At 69.4% G+C, this 14,867-nt stretch carries 14 protein-coding genes; 7 read left to right on the forward strand and 7 right to left on the reverse strand.

Translation table 11 applies throughout. From position 1 onward, the window contains the following. Nucleotides 1-136 precede the first annotated feature (136 nt). A complete protein-coding gene (asnB, locus tag I1A62_RS12305; protein ID WP_219458796.1) occupies nucleotides 137-2,062 on the forward strand; it encodes an asparagine synthase (glutamine-hydrolyzing) in 1,926 nt (641 codons plus the stop codon). A gap of 68 nt (nucleotides 2,063-2,130) precedes the next feature. Here asnB and I1A62_RS12310 read toward each other — a convergent pair whose 3' ends face one another. From I1A62_RS12310 to I1A62_RS12320, 3 genes are all read right to left on the reverse strand, one after another. Then, a complete protein-coding gene (locus I1A62_RS12310; protein ID WP_124389925.1) occupies nucleotides 2,131-3,105 on the reverse strand; it encodes a carbohydrate kinase family protein in 975 nt (324 codons plus the stop codon). Between the two features lie 178 nt (nucleotides 3,106-3,283). Continuing rightward, entirely contained in the window at nucleotides 3,284-3,634 is a 351-nt protein-coding gene (locus I1A62_RS12315) for an iron-sulfur cluster assembly accessory protein (protein ID WP_005247725.1), read from the reverse strand. Nucleotides 3,635-3,772: 138 nt separating this feature from the next. Then, nucleotides 3,773-4,849, reverse strand: a complete 1,077-nt coding sequence (locus I1A62_RS12320) for a glycerate kinase (protein WP_124389924.1) — start codon at nucleotides 4,847-4,849, stop codon at nucleotides 3,773-3,775. An 88-nt stretch (nucleotides 4,850-4,937) separates the two neighbouring features. On the opposite strand from I1A62_RS12320, the gene I1A62_RS12325 reads away from it, so the two are divergent. After that, nucleotides 4,938-5,594, forward strand: a complete 657-nt coding sequence (locus I1A62_RS12325) for a DUF3043 domain-containing protein (RefSeq protein ID WP_124389923.1) — start codon at nucleotides 4,938-4,940, stop codon at nucleotides 5,592-5,594. A gap of 3 nt (nucleotides 5,595-5,597) precedes the next feature. Here the strand turns inward: I1A62_RS12325 and I1A62_RS12330 are convergent, their stop codons facing one another. After that, nucleotides 5,598-5,813 (reverse strand): hypothetical protein, encoded by a 216-nt coding sequence (locus tag I1A62_RS12330; protein ID WP_219458797.1) that lies wholly within the window; start codon nucleotides 5,811-5,813, stop codon nucleotides 5,598-5,600. A gap of 100 nt (nucleotides 5,814-5,913) precedes the next feature. Between I1A62_RS12330 and cobU the strand changes: the two genes are divergently transcribed. Genes cobU through I1A62_RS12345 form a run of 3 tightly spaced genes read left to right on the forward strand, consistent with a single transcriptional unit; the run spans nucleotide 5,914 to nucleotide 8,434 of the window. After that, a complete protein-coding gene (gene cobU, locus I1A62_RS12335) occupies nucleotides 5,914-6,558 on the forward strand; it encodes a bifunctional adenosylcobinamide kinase/adenosylcobinamide-phosphate guanylyltransferase (RefSeq protein WP_124389921.1) in 645 nt (214 codons plus the stop codon). Beyond that, a complete protein-coding gene (gene cobT / locus I1A62_RS12340; protein ID WP_124389920.1) occupies nucleotides 6,555-7,691 on the forward strand; it encodes a nicotinate-nucleotide--dimethylbenzimidazole phosphoribosyltransferase in 1,137 nt (378 codons plus the stop codon). Before cobU ends, cobT begins: the two co-directional genes overlap by 4 nt. 2 nt (nucleotides 7,692-7,693) lie before the next feature. Further along, nucleotides 7,694-8,434: an adenosylcobinamide-GDP ribazoletransferase gene (locus I1A62_RS12345; protein WP_219458798.1), complete on the forward strand. Its 741-nt coding sequence runs from the start codon at nucleotides 7,694-7,696 to the stop codon at nucleotides 8,432-8,434. Nucleotides 8,435-8,451: 17 nt separating this feature from the next. On the opposite strand, the gene I1A62_RS12350 is transcribed toward I1A62_RS12345, so the two are convergent. After that, a complete protein-coding gene (locus tag I1A62_RS12350) occupies nucleotides 8,452-9,555 on the reverse strand; it encodes a branched-chain amino acid aminotransferase (protein ID WP_072945475.1) in 1,104 nt (367 codons plus the stop codon). 63 nt (nucleotides 9,556-9,618) lie between these two features. Then, nucleotides 9,619-10,719: a glycine cleavage system aminomethyltransferase GcvT gene (gene gcvT, locus I1A62_RS12355; RefSeq protein WP_124389918.1), complete on the reverse strand. Its 1,101-nt coding sequence runs from the start codon at nucleotides 10,717-10,719 to the stop codon at nucleotides 9,619-9,621. A gap of 125 nt (nucleotides 10,720-10,844) precedes the next feature. Between gcvT and I1A62_RS12360 the strand changes: the two genes are divergently transcribed. Further along, nucleotides 10,845-12,362, forward strand: coding sequence for a leucyl aminopeptidase (locus I1A62_RS12360; protein ID WP_124389917.1), 1,518 nt, complete (start codon nucleotides 10,845-10,847; stop codon nucleotides 12,360-12,362). A gap of 68 nt (nucleotides 12,363-12,430) precedes the next feature. Here I1A62_RS12360 and I1A62_RS12365 read toward each other — a convergent pair whose 3' ends face one another. Next, nucleotides 12,431-12,769 (reverse strand): oxidoreductase, encoded by a 339-nt coding sequence (locus I1A62_RS12365; RefSeq protein ID WP_072945480.1) that lies wholly within the window; start codon nucleotides 12,767-12,769, stop codon nucleotides 12,431-12,433. Nucleotides 12,770-13,096: 327 nt separating this feature from the next. Between I1A62_RS12365 and sucB the strand changes: the two genes are divergently transcribed. Beyond that, nucleotides 13,097-14,824, forward strand: a complete 1,728-nt coding sequence (sucB, locus tag I1A62_RS12370) for a 2-oxoglutarate dehydrogenase, E2 component, dihydrolipoamide succinyltransferase (protein ID WP_219458799.1) — start codon at nucleotides 13,097-13,099, stop codon at nucleotides 14,822-14,824. The last annotated feature ends 43 nt before the right edge of the window (nucleotides 14,825-14,867 follow it).

Here is a 14,867-nt window from a genome sequence, read left to right on the forward strand (position 1 = left end):
GTGTTCGGGTCACGGCGGTGCCGGCGACGGCCCGAACCGGACGCGTCGGCAATCTGCGGCATACTTTCCGGCAGAGATCCCTGACCCCTCCACCTCGTGGAGCCTTCCAAGATTCTGAATTGAGGTACCGGACGCTGTGTGCGGACTGCTCGGGCTACTGACCTCTGGAGAAACCAGCGACAACGCCGTCTCACAGGTCGACCAGGCGATGCACTGCCTGCGGCACCGTGGGCCGGACGAGCACGGGACCTGGCACGACGACCACCTGGTCTTCGGGTTCAATCGGCTGTCGATCATCGACATCGAACACTCCCACCAGCCGCTGCGGTGGGGTCCGGCGGAGAATCCGGAACGCTACGCGCTGACGTTCAACGGCGAGATCTACAACTACCTCGAGGTGCGGGCCGAGCTCGCCGAGCAGTTCGGTGCGCAGTTCGTCACCGAGGGCGACAGCGAGGCCATCGTCGCCGCGTTCCACTACTGGGGTGAGGACGCCGTCCGCCGCCTGCGCGGCATGTTCGCGTTCGCGATCTGGGACACCGAGACGCGGGAGTTGTTCATCGCCCGCGACCCGTTCGGCATCAAACCGCTGTTCCTGGCGACGGGCACCGGCGGCACCGCGTTCGGCAGCGAGAAGAAGAGCCTGCTGGAACTGGCCGGCCTGATCGGCATCGGCACGGAACTCGATCCGCGTGCAGTCGAGCACTACACCGTCCTCCAGTACGTGCCGGAACCCGAAACCCTCCACAAGCAGATCCGCAGGCTCGAATCCGGGTGCTTCGCGCGGGTGCGCCCGGGTGAAGAACCCGTGATCACCCGCTATTTCGCACCGACGTTCCCGGTGCGTCCGTTCGCCGCGGGCACCGAGCAGGCCCGGTACCGCGAGATCGCGGAGGCGCTCGAGGATTCGGTCGCCAAGCACATGCGCGCCGACGTGACCGTCGGCTCGTTCCTGTCGGGGGGCATCGACTCGACGGCGATCGCGGCGCTCGCGATGCGCCACAACCCGAATCTGATCACGTTCACCACCGGTTTCGAGCGTGAGGGCTACTCCGAGGTCGACGTCGCGGCCGAATCCGCCGAGGCCATCGGCGCACGGCACGTGGTGAAGGTGGTGAGCCCCTCCGAATTCGCCGCCGCCATTCCCGAGATCGTGTGGTACCTCGACGACCCGGTCGCCGACCCCGCGCTCGTTCCGCTGTGGTTCGTCGCGAAGGAGGCGCGCAAGCACGTCAAGGTCGTGCTGTCCGGTGAGGGCGCCGACGAACTGTTCGGCGGTTACACCATCTACCGCGAGCCGATTTCGCTGAAGCCGTTCGAGTACCTGCCCAAGGGGCTGCGCAGGGCCGCCGGCAAGCTGTCCGAGCGCATCCCCGACGGCACCCGCGGCAAGAGCCTGCTCAATCGCGGTTCGCTGACTCTCGAGGAGCGGTACTACGGCAACGCGCGCAGCTTCAACGACGCGCAGTTGCGCGCCGTTCTGCGCGACTTCCGCCCCGAGTGGACGCACCGTGACGTCACCGACCCGATCTACGCGCAGTCGCAGGGGTGGGATCCGGTGGCCCGGATGCAGCACCTGGACCTGTTCACGTGGTTGCGCGGCGACATCCTGGTCAAGGCCGACAAGATGACGATGGCCAATTCGCTCGAACTGCGGGTGCCGTTCCTCGATCCGGAGGTCTTCGAGGTGGCGTCGCGGGTGCCGCTGGATCAGAAGATCACCAAGAGCACCACCAAGTACGCGCTGCGTCAGGCGCTGGAGGGCATCGTCCCCGGACACGTGCTCCACCGGGCGAAGCTGGGCTTCCCGGTGCCGTTGCGGCACTGGCTGCGCGGCACCGAACTGTTCGACTGGGCGCACGAACAGATCGCGGCCTCGGGCACCGATCACCTGCTCGACAAGGCCGCGATCGCGAAGATGCTGAACGACCACCGGGACGGCGTGTCCGACCACAGCCGTCGCCTGTGGACCGTGCTGATCTTCATGGTCTGGCACGGCATCTTCGTCGAGAACCGCATCGTGCCGGAAATCGCCGAGCCGGCGTACCCGGTCTCGATCTAGGCGCTTCGCGCCCGTGAGTGGTTGACGAGTCCAGGGACTCGTCAACCACTCACGGCGGCGGAGCCGCCTTACGGCAGAATCGCGGCGATCTCGTCCGCGGCGGTGGAGCCGTAGGCATCCGCGAGGCGCTTGACAGCCTCGTCGCGGTCGAACGACCATTCCTGGGTTCCGGTGGTCTCCAGCACCAGCACGGCCACCAGCGACCCCAGCTGCGCGGAGCGCTCGAAGCTGAGGCCTGCGCTGTGCGCGAGGAGGAATCCGGCACGGAATCCGTCACCGACACCGGTCGGGTCGACCTTGGCCTTCTCGGGGACGACGGCGACCCGGGTTCGGTTGCCCTCTGCGTCGACGATCTCCACGCCCTTGGAGCCGAGCGTCGTGACGCGGACACCGACCTGTGCGCGGATCTCCTCTTCGGACAGTCCGGTCTTCTGCTGCAGCAGGCCCCATTCGTACTCGTTCGTGAACAGGTATTTCGCGCCGCGAATCAGCGTCGCCGCCTCCTCGCCGTTCAGGCGTGCGAGTTGCTGCGACGGGTCGGCGGCGAACGGGATGTCCTGCCGGCGGCATTCCTCGGTGTGGCGGATCATCGCCTCGGGGTCGTTGGCGCCGATCAGGACGAGCTCGAGTGTGTCCGCGTCCGGTGCGATGCCGGACAGCTGGATCTCGCGGGCCTCACTCATCGCCCCGGGGTAGAACGAGGCGATCTGCGCCATGTCCTCGTCCGTGGTGCACACGAAACGCGCGGTGTGCGCGGTGGTCGAGATCCGGACGGCGGTGCAGTCGACACCGTTGCCCTCGAGCCACTGGCGGTACTCCGCGAAGTCGGCTCCGACAGCCCCGACCAGCAGCGGGGAACCACCGAGGACGCCCATGGCGTAGGCGATGTTGCCGCCCACTCCCCCGCGCCGGACTACGAGGTCGTCGACCAGGAAGCTCAACGAGATGTGGCTGAGCTGATCGGCGAGCAGTTGCTCGGCGAACCGGCCCGGAAACCGCATCAGGTGGTCGGTGGCGATGGAACCGGTTACCGCAATTGTCACGGGCGGATGCCTTTCGATGAGTTCGGTCGGGATTTCTCACCGTACCCCGGCGTACCACCATGTTCGGTCGGCAGCACGAGGACGCGGGACGGCGAGGTCGGGCACGAAAAAAGTCTGACGCGGCAGCCGGTCGGCGCCGCGTCAGACTTGTCGATTCAGTTGTACTTCGGACCGGGACTCAGTTGAAGGAGTCGCCGCAGGCGCACGAACCGGTCGCGTTGGGGTTGTCGATCGTGAAACCCTGCTTCTCGATGGTGTCGACGAAGTCGATCGAGGCACCCTCGACGTACGGCGCGCTCATCCGGTCCACCGCGAGGGCGACGCCACCGAAGTCCACGATCAGGTCGCCGTCCAGGTTGCGGTCGTCGAAGAACAGCTGGTAACGCAGTCCTGCGCAGCCGCCGGGTTGCACGGCGATACGCAGTGCGAGGTCGTCACGACCTTCCTGATCGAGCAGCGCCTTCGCCTTGGCGGACGCGGCTTCGGTCATCTTGACGCCGTGGACGGCGGTCTCGTTCTGCACAGTCATGGGCTCTCCCTGTAGTTCGTAACAAACCCGTGAACGCTTCAACGGTACTCCGCGCCCGACTTATTCCCGGGTTCCATTCGCTGCGGCAGCGTCCGCAGATCGATCCACGTCCATGGTATCCGACGTCTGGGTTTCGGGTTACTGCCGTGCGGCTGCGCCGTCCCATCCGCGGGCCGCGGCGGCGGCGAGGTCTCTCAGCTGCGCGTATGCGTCCGACATCGCGAGTTCGACCGAGCCGGCGTGGTCCACCAGGGACAGCGCCTCGTCGATGCCCGCGCGGTCGAGATCGTCCGTGTCGAGGAGCACCTGCCCGGCCAGGACGAGCGTCGCGATGGCCCGCCTGCGGGCCGCGGCGGCGAGCGCGATCACGAGTTTGCCGCGCAGCGACTGCTGGTCGAGCCGACCTTCGCCGGTGATCACGAGCTGCGCGGAGGCGAGTTGCCGGTCCTGCCCGGTGCGCTGGGCGACCACGTGGGCGCCGGATTCTCGGGTGCCGCCGAGCGCGAGCAGCGCGGCGCCGATGCCACCCGCGGCTCCGGCGCCGGCCTCCGCCGCGACGTCCCTTGCCGTCACCCGGCGCAGTTGCCCGGCCCACGCGGTGTTCCGCTCCTCGAGGAACTCGACGGTGCCGGCATCGGCACCCTTCTGCGGCCCGAAGACGCGGGCGGCGCCGTGTTCGCCCAGCAACGGGTGTTCGACGTCGGTCGCGGCCACCAGTTCCACCGCACGCAGCCGGGCGACAGCTGCGTCCGCGCTGCCGAATCCCTGCGCGAGGGATTCGACGAGGCCGCGCCCGCCGTCGGTGCAGCTGCTGCCGCCGAGCCCGACGACGATTCTGCGCGCCCCGGCGTCGAGGGCCGCCACCACGAGTTGCCCGACGCCTCGACTGTGCGCGTCGCGGGCGGTGCGGGGCGTCGGCGGTCCGTCGAGCAGTCCGAGTCCGCAGGCCTGGGCGGATTCGAGGTAGGCGTCAGTGCCGTCGAGGAGCCAGCGGGCGGGGACGTCGACGCCGAGGGGCCCTTCGACCACCGTCGTCCGGATGGTGCCGCCCGCGGCCGCGACCACATCCACGAAGCCCGGGCCGCCGTCGGACTGCGGGGCCTCGATCAACTGGTCGTCCGGGCGCACCGCCGACCATCCGGCCGCGATGGCGGCAGTCGCCTCGACGGCGGTCAGCGTCTCACCGAAGGAGTCCGGTGCGATCAACACTCGCATCGGCGAAGTGTATGGCCACGGGCCCGACCCGGCATTTCGATGAGAGGGCGGTTTTCCACACGGCGGCGTCTTCCCATAGTCTGGAAGGGTGAAATTGCTACGCCGCGGTGATTCGGACAATTCAGACAAGCGGGACGCCGAGGTCGCCGAGTCGTCGACGGCCCAGGAGGTGGAGTCCGTCGAGCAGGCGGGCAAGGGCCGCCCGACCCCCAAGCGACGTGACGCAGAGTCGAAGCGCCGCGGACCGGTCGCGCCCGCACCCCTGACCGCGAAAGAGGCCCGGGCCCGTAAGAAGGCCACCCGCGGCAGCAAGGAAGAGCGCAAGGTTGCCGCTGCGGAGCGACGCGCAACCGCCGCCGAGCGGCGCACCCGCATGCTCGCAGGCGAGGACAAGTACCTCCTCCCCCGCGACAAGGGCCCCGTGCGCGCGTACGTCCGGGACATCGTCGACGCCCGGCGCAACCTGGTCGGTCTGTTCATGCCGCTGGCGCTGGTTCTCATCATGGCGATGTTCGTCAGCCCGGCACTGCAGGCGATCGTGACGCTCGCCATGCTCATCATGATGATGTTCATGGCCATCGAGGGCGTCTGGCTGGGCCGCAAGATCAACAATCAGGTGCGGGAACGCTTCCCGGACACCCCCGACGGCGGTTTCAAGCTCGGCTGGTACGCGTTCGTGCGTGCGTCGCAGATCCGCAAGCTGCGGGCCCCCAAGCCGCGGGTGCGGCCCGGCGACGCCATCTGACGGTCAGTTGTGGGGCGCGCGGTGCGTCTCGGCGAGCAGTCGCCCCAATTCGGCGTCGCGGTCGTGCGACAGGTCCGTCAAGGGATCGGCAGGCCGGAAGAAGTTGTCGCGGTAGCTGTTCCGCAGTCGCGGGTGGAGTGGACCCAGGTGCCGACCGGCGTATGTCACGGCCGCTTGCAGCACGAGGAGTAGTGCGACGAGGACGAGGAATTCGGGCATGGCTGAAATTCTCCGCCCGTCCACTTCCCGCCAACAGTGGCTGGATTGACGTTCTTCGTCAAAATACTGCCACGTTGGCGGGTTGGTAGCGTTTCCCTCCGTGCCCACCGCCGTTCCCCCGGACCACCCGGGTCACCCGCACCAGCCCTCGCGAACGCTGGTACTCGGTGGTGCACGGTCCGGTAAATCCGCGCACGCCGAGGAACTGACGCAGGCCCTGGCCGGGGTAGGACTGGTGCGTTACGTCGCCACCAGCCACCGCGATCCCGACGACCACGACTGGGAGCACCGGGTCGCCGAGCACCGCGATCGGCGCCCCGACAGCTGGGTCACCGTGGAAACCGCGTACCGCCGCGACCTCGCCGATCAACTGCGTTCCCCCACCGACGCGGCAGCCACCCTCGTCGACGATCTCGGCACCTGGCTCACCGTCGAACTCGACGGCACCGCAGCCTGGGATTCGCCGCGGGGCACCATCACCCCTCGCGCGGACGACCTCGTCGCGAGCGTCCGCGACTACCGCGGGGCACTCGTGCTGGTAACTCCCGAGGTGGGACTCGGCGTCATCCCCGAGACCCGGTCCGGTCGCCTGTTCCGCGACGAGATCGGCGCCCTCAACGCGCGGCTCGCGCAGGTCTGCGATCGCGTGATCCTCGTCGTGGCCGGCCTGACCATGACCCTGAAAGACGATCCCGCACGTGCGTCGTGCGGGGCCGACTCCACTCGAGCGAGAGGCCAAGCGTGACCAGCGAGTCCGTGAGCACCGACCCCGGTCGGTTCGAACCCGTCACCCCACCCGACGAAGGGGTTCGCGCGCAGGCCGAGGCCCGTCAGCTCCAGCTCACCAAACCGGCCGGATCGCTCGGCCGTCTGGAGACGCTGGCGTGCTGGGCCGCGGCCTGCCAGGGCGTCTGCCCGCCCGCCCCGTTCGCACGGGCACGGGTGGTGGTGTTCGCCGGCGACCACGGCGTGGCACGAACCGGTGTCTCCGCATATCCGCCCGAAGTGACAGCGCAGATGGTCGCCAACTTCGTCGGCGGCGGGGCGGCCGTCAACGCGCTCGCGAACCGGGCGGGCGCGAGCGTGCGCGTCGTCGACCTGTCGGTGGACGGCGACACGGATCCGTCGGTGTCCGCGTTCAAGATTCGGCGCTCGTCGGGTGCGATCGACCGCGAGGACGCGCTCACACACGAAGAGACCCTGCAGGCCATCGAGGCGGGACGGTCGATCGCCGACTCCGAAATCGATTCCGGCGCAGACCTGTTGATCGCCGGCGACATGGGAATCGGCAACACCACACCCGCCACCGTTCTCATCGCCGCGCTGACGGACACCGAACCGGTCGCCGCGGTCGGCCGGGGTACCGGGGTCGACGACGCCGGCTGGATCCGGAAGACTGCGGCGATCCGCGACGCGATGCGCCGCGCCCGGCCGGTGGTCCGGGACACGGTTGCGCTGCTGCGCACGGTGTCGGGCGCCGACCTCGCCGCGATGGCCGGGTTCCTCGCGCAGGCCTCCGCGCGCAAGACCCCGGTGATCCTCGACGGCGTCGTCGTCACGGCGGCCGCGATGGTGGCGGAGGAATTGGCGCCCGGCGCCCGCGCGTGGTGGCTGGCCGGCCACCGTTCCACGGAACCGGCCCACACGATCGCGCTGAAGCATCTGCAACTCGACCCGCTCCTCGAACTCGACATGCGGCTCGGCGAGGGGTCCGGCGCCGTCAGCGCGCTGCCGATCCTGCAGGGTGCCGTCGCAACTCTCGCGGAGATGGCGACGTTCGCGGAGGCCGGGGTCAGCACCCGCGACGCCGAAGACGACTCCGACACCGGAACCGACTCCGCCAGCGGGACCGACTCCGCCGCCGACACCGCGGGCTGACCGTGACAGGCGTGCTGCTCGCCTTCTCCTGGCTGACGGTCCTCCCCCTGCGCGGACCGGATTCCGTCGACCGTGCGGCGGGCCGCCGCGCGATCCGGGCGGCGCCGGTGACCGGGATCGCGCTCGGCGCCCTGGCCGCGGGGCTGCTGTGGGTGCTCGTGTCCGCCGGTCTCGATCCCGCCCTCGCCGGCCTGGTGACGGTCGGGGCCCACGCCCTCGCCACCCGCGGCATGCACGTCGACGGACTGTCCGACACCGTCGACGGGCTCGGCTGCTACGGGCCGCCGGAGCGGGCACGGGCCGTGATGCACAGCGGCGGCGCGGGCCCGTTCGGGGTGTGCGCCCTGGTGATCTGCCTGGGCGCGCAGGGGCTGGCATTCGGATCTCTCGCCGCCGCAGGACAATTCGCGTGTGTGGCCGTGGCGGTGGCAGCCGGGCGGGTGGCGGTCGTGTACGCCTGCCGCCGCGGAATCCCCGCATCCTCCACAGAAGGGTTCGGCGCGCTGGTCGCCGAGACCCAGTCGCCGTGGACCGGTCTCGCCTGGACCGTCCCGCTCGTCGCGGCGGCCGCGTGGTGCACGGCGCCGTGGTGGCAGGGACCGGTCGTCGTCGCGGTCGCACTGACACTCACCACACTGCTGGTGGCCCACTGCGTCCGGCGATTCGCCGGCCTGAACGGTGACGTGCTCGGAGCCGCGCTCGAGATCACCGTCACCGTCTCGGCGATCGGTCTCGCTTTCTGACCGACCGCCGAAACGGCTCAGCGCAGTTTGGTCATCCAGCCGTGGGTGTCGGCGAACGTTCCCCGCTGAATTCCGGTCAGCGTGTCGCGCAGGGCCATGGTGACCTCGCCGGGCTCGCCGTCGGCGATCGTGAATTCACCTTCGGCGGACTTGACCCGGCCGACGGGCGTAATGACGGCCGCCGTGCCGCACGCGAACACCTCGGTGATCTCGCCGGACTTCGTCTTGGTGCGCCATTCGTCGGTGCTGATCCGCCGCTCCTCGACCGCGAAACCGGCGTCGATCGCGAGAGTCAGCAGCGAATTGCGGGTGATGCCCGGCAGCAGCGAACCGGACAGGGACGGCGTCACGAGGCGGGCGTCGGATCCGGAGCCGAACACGAAGAAGAGGTTCATGCCGCCCATCTCCTCCACGTACGACCGCTCGATGGCGTCGAGCCACACCACCTGGTCGCAACCCTCGTCGGCGGCCTGCGCCTGCGCGAGGAGCGACGCCGCGTAGTTGCCCGCGAACTTGGCGGCACCGGTGCCGCCGGGTGCGGCCCGGACGTACTCCGTCGACAGCCACACGCTGACCGGCTTCACTCCCCGCGGGAAGTACGCACCCGCGGGCGAGGCGATAAGCAGGTAGCGGTACTCGTCGGCCGGTCGCACTCCAAGACCGGCCTCGGTGGAGAACATGAACGGGCGCAGGTACAGCGCGTCCTCACCGCCGGCCGCGGGCACCCACTCGTGATCGAGCTCGAGCAGTTCGGTGATCGACTTGACGAACAACTCCTCCGGCAGCTCCGGCATCGCGAGCCGGCGAGCCGACGTCGCGAGCCGCTCGGCGTTCGCCTCGATACGGAACGTCGAGATCCCGCCGTCGGGCTGCCGGTACGCCTTCAGCCCCTCGAAGATGGCCTGTCCGTAGTGCAGGACCATCGCGGCGGGGTCGAGCTGGAGCGGCCCGTACGGCTCCACCTTCGCGTCGTGCCAGCCGAGCTCGGTGGAGTAGGTGATGGACGCCATGTGATCCGTGAAGTACCGGCCGAATCCGGGCGCCGCCAGTATCTCTCGCCGTACCTCGTCGGAGGTGGGGGCGGGATGCGGGACGCGAACGAACTCGGTGACACCTGTCATGCCCGTGATCTTATCGAACGCCTTCCGCCGCCCCGCCGCCGACAGGTCGTCCGCGACCGGTGCTTACTTGGTGTTGATCTCCACGAACGGCGGAGACACCACCTCGGCGCGCAGCGAGCGCCCCCGGACGTCCACGGAGATCTCGTCTCCGGCCGACACCCCGGACCCGGAATCGAGCAGCGCCAGCGCGATCCCGACCTTGAGCGTGGGCGAGAACGTGCCCGACGTGGTCTCGCCGATCGACTCGCCGCCGCGAAGCACGGTCTGACCGGCGCGCAGGACCCCGCGGTCCAGCGCCTTGATGCCCCACAGCTTGCGGGCCGGGCCGGACGCCTTCTCGTCGGCGAGGGTCTCCCTGCCCCAGAACTTCGGCTTCGTCCAGCCGATAGCCCAGCCGCATCGCGCCTCGAGCGGGGAGATCTCCAGCGACAGCTCGTGCCCGTGCAGCGGGTACCCCATCTCGGTGCGCAACGTGTCCCGGGCGCCGAGACCGGCGACCTGGCCGCCGTGAGCGCGGACCTGCTCGACCGCCGCCCGGAACAGCTTCTCGCTGTCGTCCCAGCGTGGCAGCAGTTCGAACCCGATCTCGCCGGTGTACCCGCTGCGGCAGACACGGACGGGAACGCCGTCCCAGGTGGCGTCCGCGAAGGCCATGTAGTCGATGTCGGTGGGCAGGCCGAGCGCGGTGAGCACCTCCACCGACTTCGGGCCCTGCACGGCGATAACGCCGAAGTCCCGGTGCTGGTCCTCCACCGTGATCCCGTCGGGCGCCGCGGCGGTCAGCGCCGCGACCACGTCCGCGGTGTTGGCGGCATTCGGGACGAGGAACACCTCGTCCGGGCCCACGTAATAGGCGATCAGATCGTCGATCACTCCACCCGACGGCGTGCAGCACAGCGTGTACTGCGCCTTGCCGGGGCCGATCTTGTCGAGGTCGTTCGTCAGCGCCGAGTTCACGAAGGCAGCGGCGCCGCTGCCCCGCACGAGAGCCTTGCCGAGGTGACTGACGTCGAACACTCCCACCGATTCGCGGACCGCGGTGTGCTCGGCGACGGTGCCGGCATACGACACGGGCATCTCCCAGCCGCCGAACGGAGCGAACGTGGCCCCGAGTTCGACGTGGACGGCGTGGACGGGCCCCTGCGACAACTGCTCCTCGGTCATGCGCCTCAACCTATCGGACCTCCGGGTAGCCGCGCACCGGGTAGCGGACGGCGACGGCGCACTACCATCGGGACCGACGTCGGCCACCCGACACCACCCGCCCCCACCGCCGCAGGAGACACACCGTGAGCACTCACACAGCCCGACCCCTCGGACCACAACTCGCACTGGCCGGCACCGTCGGCAAGCGCGTGGACGTGTTGGTGATCGGACTGACGTCGAGCCCGGACGGCCCCGAAATCGCGCTCGGAGACGGCATCGTCGACGAATCGGTGCTGACCGATCTGCTCGACACGCTCGTCACGGTGGGCGCCTCCGGCAAGGCCGAGGAGACCACCCGCATCCCGGCACCCGACACGCTGCCGGTCGACAGCGTGCTCGCCGTCGGACTCGGTTCGGCCGAGAAGCTGGGCGCCGAGCAGATCCGGAAGTCCGCGGGTGCCGCGGCACGGGCACTCAGCGGTGTCGGCACCGTCGCGACCACACTGTCCGCGCTCGATCTCGGTGCGGCAGCGGAAGGTTTCGCGCTCGGCGCGTACCGGTTCACCGAATTCAAGTCCGCGAAGTCCGCTCCCGGTCCGGACGCACAGCCCGTGTCGCGCGTCGAGTTGCTGGTGTCGTCCCCTCGCGCGAAGGAGTCGAAGGACACCCTCGCGCGCTCGTCGGCGATCGCCGAAGCCGTCGCCACCGCACGCGAATTCGTCAATACTCCCCCGAGCCACCTCTTCCCCGCCGAATTCGCCGACCGCGCAAAGGCACTCGGCACCGACGCCGGGCTGAAGGTCGAGGTCCTGGACGAGAAGGCACTCGAAAAGAACGGGTACGGCGGCATCCTCGGCGTGGGCAAGGGCTCGTCCCGGCTGCCGCGACTGGTCCGCCTGAGCTACGCCGCCAAGAAGCGGAACGCCCCCAAGGTCGCGCTCGTCGGCAAGGGCATCACCTTCGACACCGGCGGCATCTCCATCAAGCCCGCCGCAGGCATGGAGAACATGACGTCCGACATGGGCGGCGCCGCAGCCGTTGTCGCGACCGTGGTCCTCGCCGCCAAACTCGGACTGCCCGTCGACGTCACCGCCACCGTCCCGATGGCCGAGAACATGCCGTCGTCCACCGCGCAGCGCCCCGGCGACGTCCTCACCCAGTACGGCGGAACCACAGTGGAGGTCATCAACACCGACGCGGAGGGACGCCTCGTCCTCGCCGACGCCATCGTCCGCGCCTGCGAGGACGAACCCGATTACCTGATCGACACGGCGACGCTCACCGGCGCGCAGATGGTGGCACTGGGCAACCGGACCCCCGGTGTCATGGGCACCGACGAGTTCCGCGACCGCGTCGCCGCCATCTCCCAGACGATCGGCGAGAACGCGTGGGCCATGCCGATGCCCGCCGAACTGCGCTCGGACCTCGACTCGAAGATCGCCGACCTCGCCAACGTCACGAATCACCGCTGGGGCGGCATGCTCGCGGCAGCCCTGTACCTGAAGGAGTTCGTCGCCGACGGCGTCCAGTGGGCGCACATCGACGTCGCCGGACCGGCCTACAACTCGTCGGGACCGTGGGGTTACACCGGCCGCGGCGGCACCGGCGTGCCGGTGCGCACCATGATCTCGGTGATCGAGGACATCGCCGCCCACGGGTAGGCCCTCCGGGCTCGTGCGTGGTTGACGAGTCCGTGGACTCGTCAACCACGCACGGGCGGCGGAGCCGCCTACAGGTCGCGTTCGCGCTCCCGCTTCCGCTCGATGCGGCGCCGTGCGTCGTGATCGCGCATCCGCTGCGGGTAACCGGTCTTGCGGACGTCGTACACCGGGATGCGGAGATCCTCCCCGAGTTTGCGGGCGCCGCGTTCGCCGCCCACCCTGCGCCGGGTCCACTCGCCGTCCGCCGCGACGAGCACGACGGTGACTTCGGTCACTGTCGTCCGAGGTTCCACGTACGCCTCCACACCGAGGTGCGTGCGAGTCCAGTTCGCGAGATGGGCGGCGTCCTCCGGGGACGCCTGGGATCGGCCGGACCGAGGCCGCGAGAAACGGTCGAACAACCCCACGTCGAGCCTCCTCGAGTGCGTGCGCGGCGCGGTGCCCGCGATGTCCTCCAAGTTTGCCAGCGAACATCCGGTTTCCGCCGCGAACGCAAACTACCGGCCAGTAGGGATTTCGTCGCGACACACCGGAGTGACCGGGGGGTCCCCCTCGGCGGACGCGCCCGTCGGATCAATGGAAAGATGTGGAGCGCCGACACAGCGAGTGGGTGACGACGAATCGGAATTACCTGCAAGTAGACGCAAGACACGTGCATCTCGAGCACAATGGTTCACGACCACAAGTCGACAAAATTCAACAACCCGAACACAACTGTCGAGGAGTCAAAAGACATGGCCTTCTCCGTCCAGATGCCAGCGCTTGGTGAGAGTGTCACCGAGGGAACTGTCACGCGGTGGCTCAAGCAGGAAGGAGACGCGGTCGAAGTTGACGAACCCTTGCTCGAAGTCTCCACGGACAAGGTGGACACGGAAATCCCGTCTCCCGTGGCCGGCGTTCTCAGCAAGATCGTTGCTCAGGAAGACGACACCGTCGAAATCGGTGGCGAGCTTGCCGTGATCGGCGACGCCGGTGAGGCTCCCGCCTCCGACTCCGCTCCCGCACCCGCCGCCGAAGAGCCCGCCGCAGAGCCGGCTCCCGCCGCGGAGGCACCGGCCGCAGAGCCCGCGCCCGCAGCGTCCGGCGGTTCCGCCGAGGGCACCGCGGTGAACATGCCCGAACTGGGCGAGTCCGTCACCGAGGGCACTGTCACCCGCTGGCTCAAGGCCGTCGGCGACGAAGTCGCCGTGGACGAGCCGCTCGTCGAGGTGTCCACCGACAAGGTCGACACGGAGATCCCGTCGCCCGTCGCAGGCACCCTCCTCGAGATCAGCGCAGAGGAAGACGACACCGTCGCCGTCGGCGGTCAGCTCGCCGTCATCGGTTCGGGTGCGCCCGCCGCCAAGCCGGCGCCGAAGCCCGAGCCCACCCCCGAGCCCGCGAAGCCCGCCCCGGCCCCGGAACCGGCGAAGCCCGCACCCGCCCAGAGCGCACCGGCTCCGGCCGCCGCACCGGCAGCATCCGCGCCGGCTCCCGCCGCCGCTGCACCCGCTCCCGCGGCCACGTCCGGGGACAGCACCCCGTACGTCACCCCGCTGGTGCGCAAGCTCGCCGCGGACAACGGCGTCGACCTGTCCTCGGTGACGGGCACCGGAGTCGGTGGCCGCATCCGTAAGCAGGATGTTCTCGCTGCCGCCGAGGCCAAGAAGGCACCGGCCGCCGCTGCCGCGCCTGCTGCCGCACCGGCCGCCGCTGCTCCCGCAGCCGCCTCCGCCGGGGTCCGCCCCGAGCTGGCGCACCTGCGCGGAACCACGCAGAAGGCCAACCGGATTCGCCAGATCACGGCCACGAAGACCCGGGAGTCGCTGCAGAGCACGGCGCAGCTCACCCAGACCTTCGAGATCGACGTCACCAGGATCGCGGCCCTGCGCGCGCAGGCCAAGAACACCTTCCTCGAGCGCGAGGGCGTCAAGCTCACGTTCCTCCCGTTCTTCGCGAAGGCCGTCGTCGAGGCGCTGAAGTCGCACCCGAACATCAACGCCAGCTACGACGAGGCGAACAAGCAGATCACCTACTACGACGCCGAGCACCTGGGCATCGCGGTCGACACCGACCAGGGCCTGCTGTCCCCCGTGATCCACAACGCCGGCGACCTGTCGCTGGCCGGACTGGCCCGCGCCATCGCGGACATCGCCAAGCGCGCCCGCTCCGGTGGGCTCAAGCCGGACGAGCTGTCCGGTGGCACGTTCACGATCACGAACATCGGCAGCCAGGGCGCCCTGTTCGACACCCCGATCCTCGTGCCCCCGCAGGCCGCGATGCTCGGAACCGGTGCGATCGTCAAGCGTCCCGTGGTCGTGACCGACGAGTCCGGCAGTGAGAGCATCGGCGTCCGCTCGATGTGCTACCTGCCGCTGACCTACGATCACCGTCTCGTCGACGGTGCCGACGCCGGCCGCTTCCTGACCACGATCAAGCAGCGTCTGGAGCAGGGCGCGTTCGAGGCCGATCTCGGCCTCTGATCCGTCACCGGACTTCGAGCCGAATGTAATTTCGCAGGGGCAC

It is taken from the genome of Rhodococcus sp. USK10 (assembly GCF_019378875.1).
GTDB lineage: Bacteria > Actinomycetota > Actinomycetes > Mycobacteriales > Mycobacteriaceae > Rhodococcus_F > Rhodococcus_F pseudokoreensis.

What these genes read in the sequence shown, in the direction of transcription:
- I1A62_RS12350 (WP_072945475.1), bottom strand. Translation starts at nt 9,555, where the DNA reads ATGACAGGTGTCACCGAGTTCGTTCGCGTCCCGCATCCCGCCCCCACC.
- I1A62_RS12320 (WP_124389924.1), bottom strand. Translation starts at nt 4,849, where the DNA reads ATGCGAGTGTTGATCGCACCGGACTCCTTCGGTGAGACGCTGACCGCC.
- I1A62_RS12330 (WP_219458797.1), bottom strand. Translation starts at nt 5,813, where the DNA reads ATGCCCGAATTCCTCGTCCTCGTCGCACTACTCCTCGTGCTGCAAGCG.
- sucB (WP_219458799.1), top strand. Translation starts at nt 13,097, where the DNA reads ATGGCCTTCTCCGTCCAGATGCCAGCGCTTGGTGAGAGTGTCACCGAG.
- I1A62_RS12315 (WP_005247725.1), bottom strand. Translation starts at nt 3,634, where the DNA reads ATGACTGTGCAGAACGAGACCGCCGTCCACGGCGTCAAGATGACCGAA.
- gcvT (WP_124389918.1), bottom strand. Translation starts at nt 10,719, where the DNA reads ATGACCGAGGAGCAGTTGTCGCAGGGGCCCGTCCACGCCGTCCACGTC.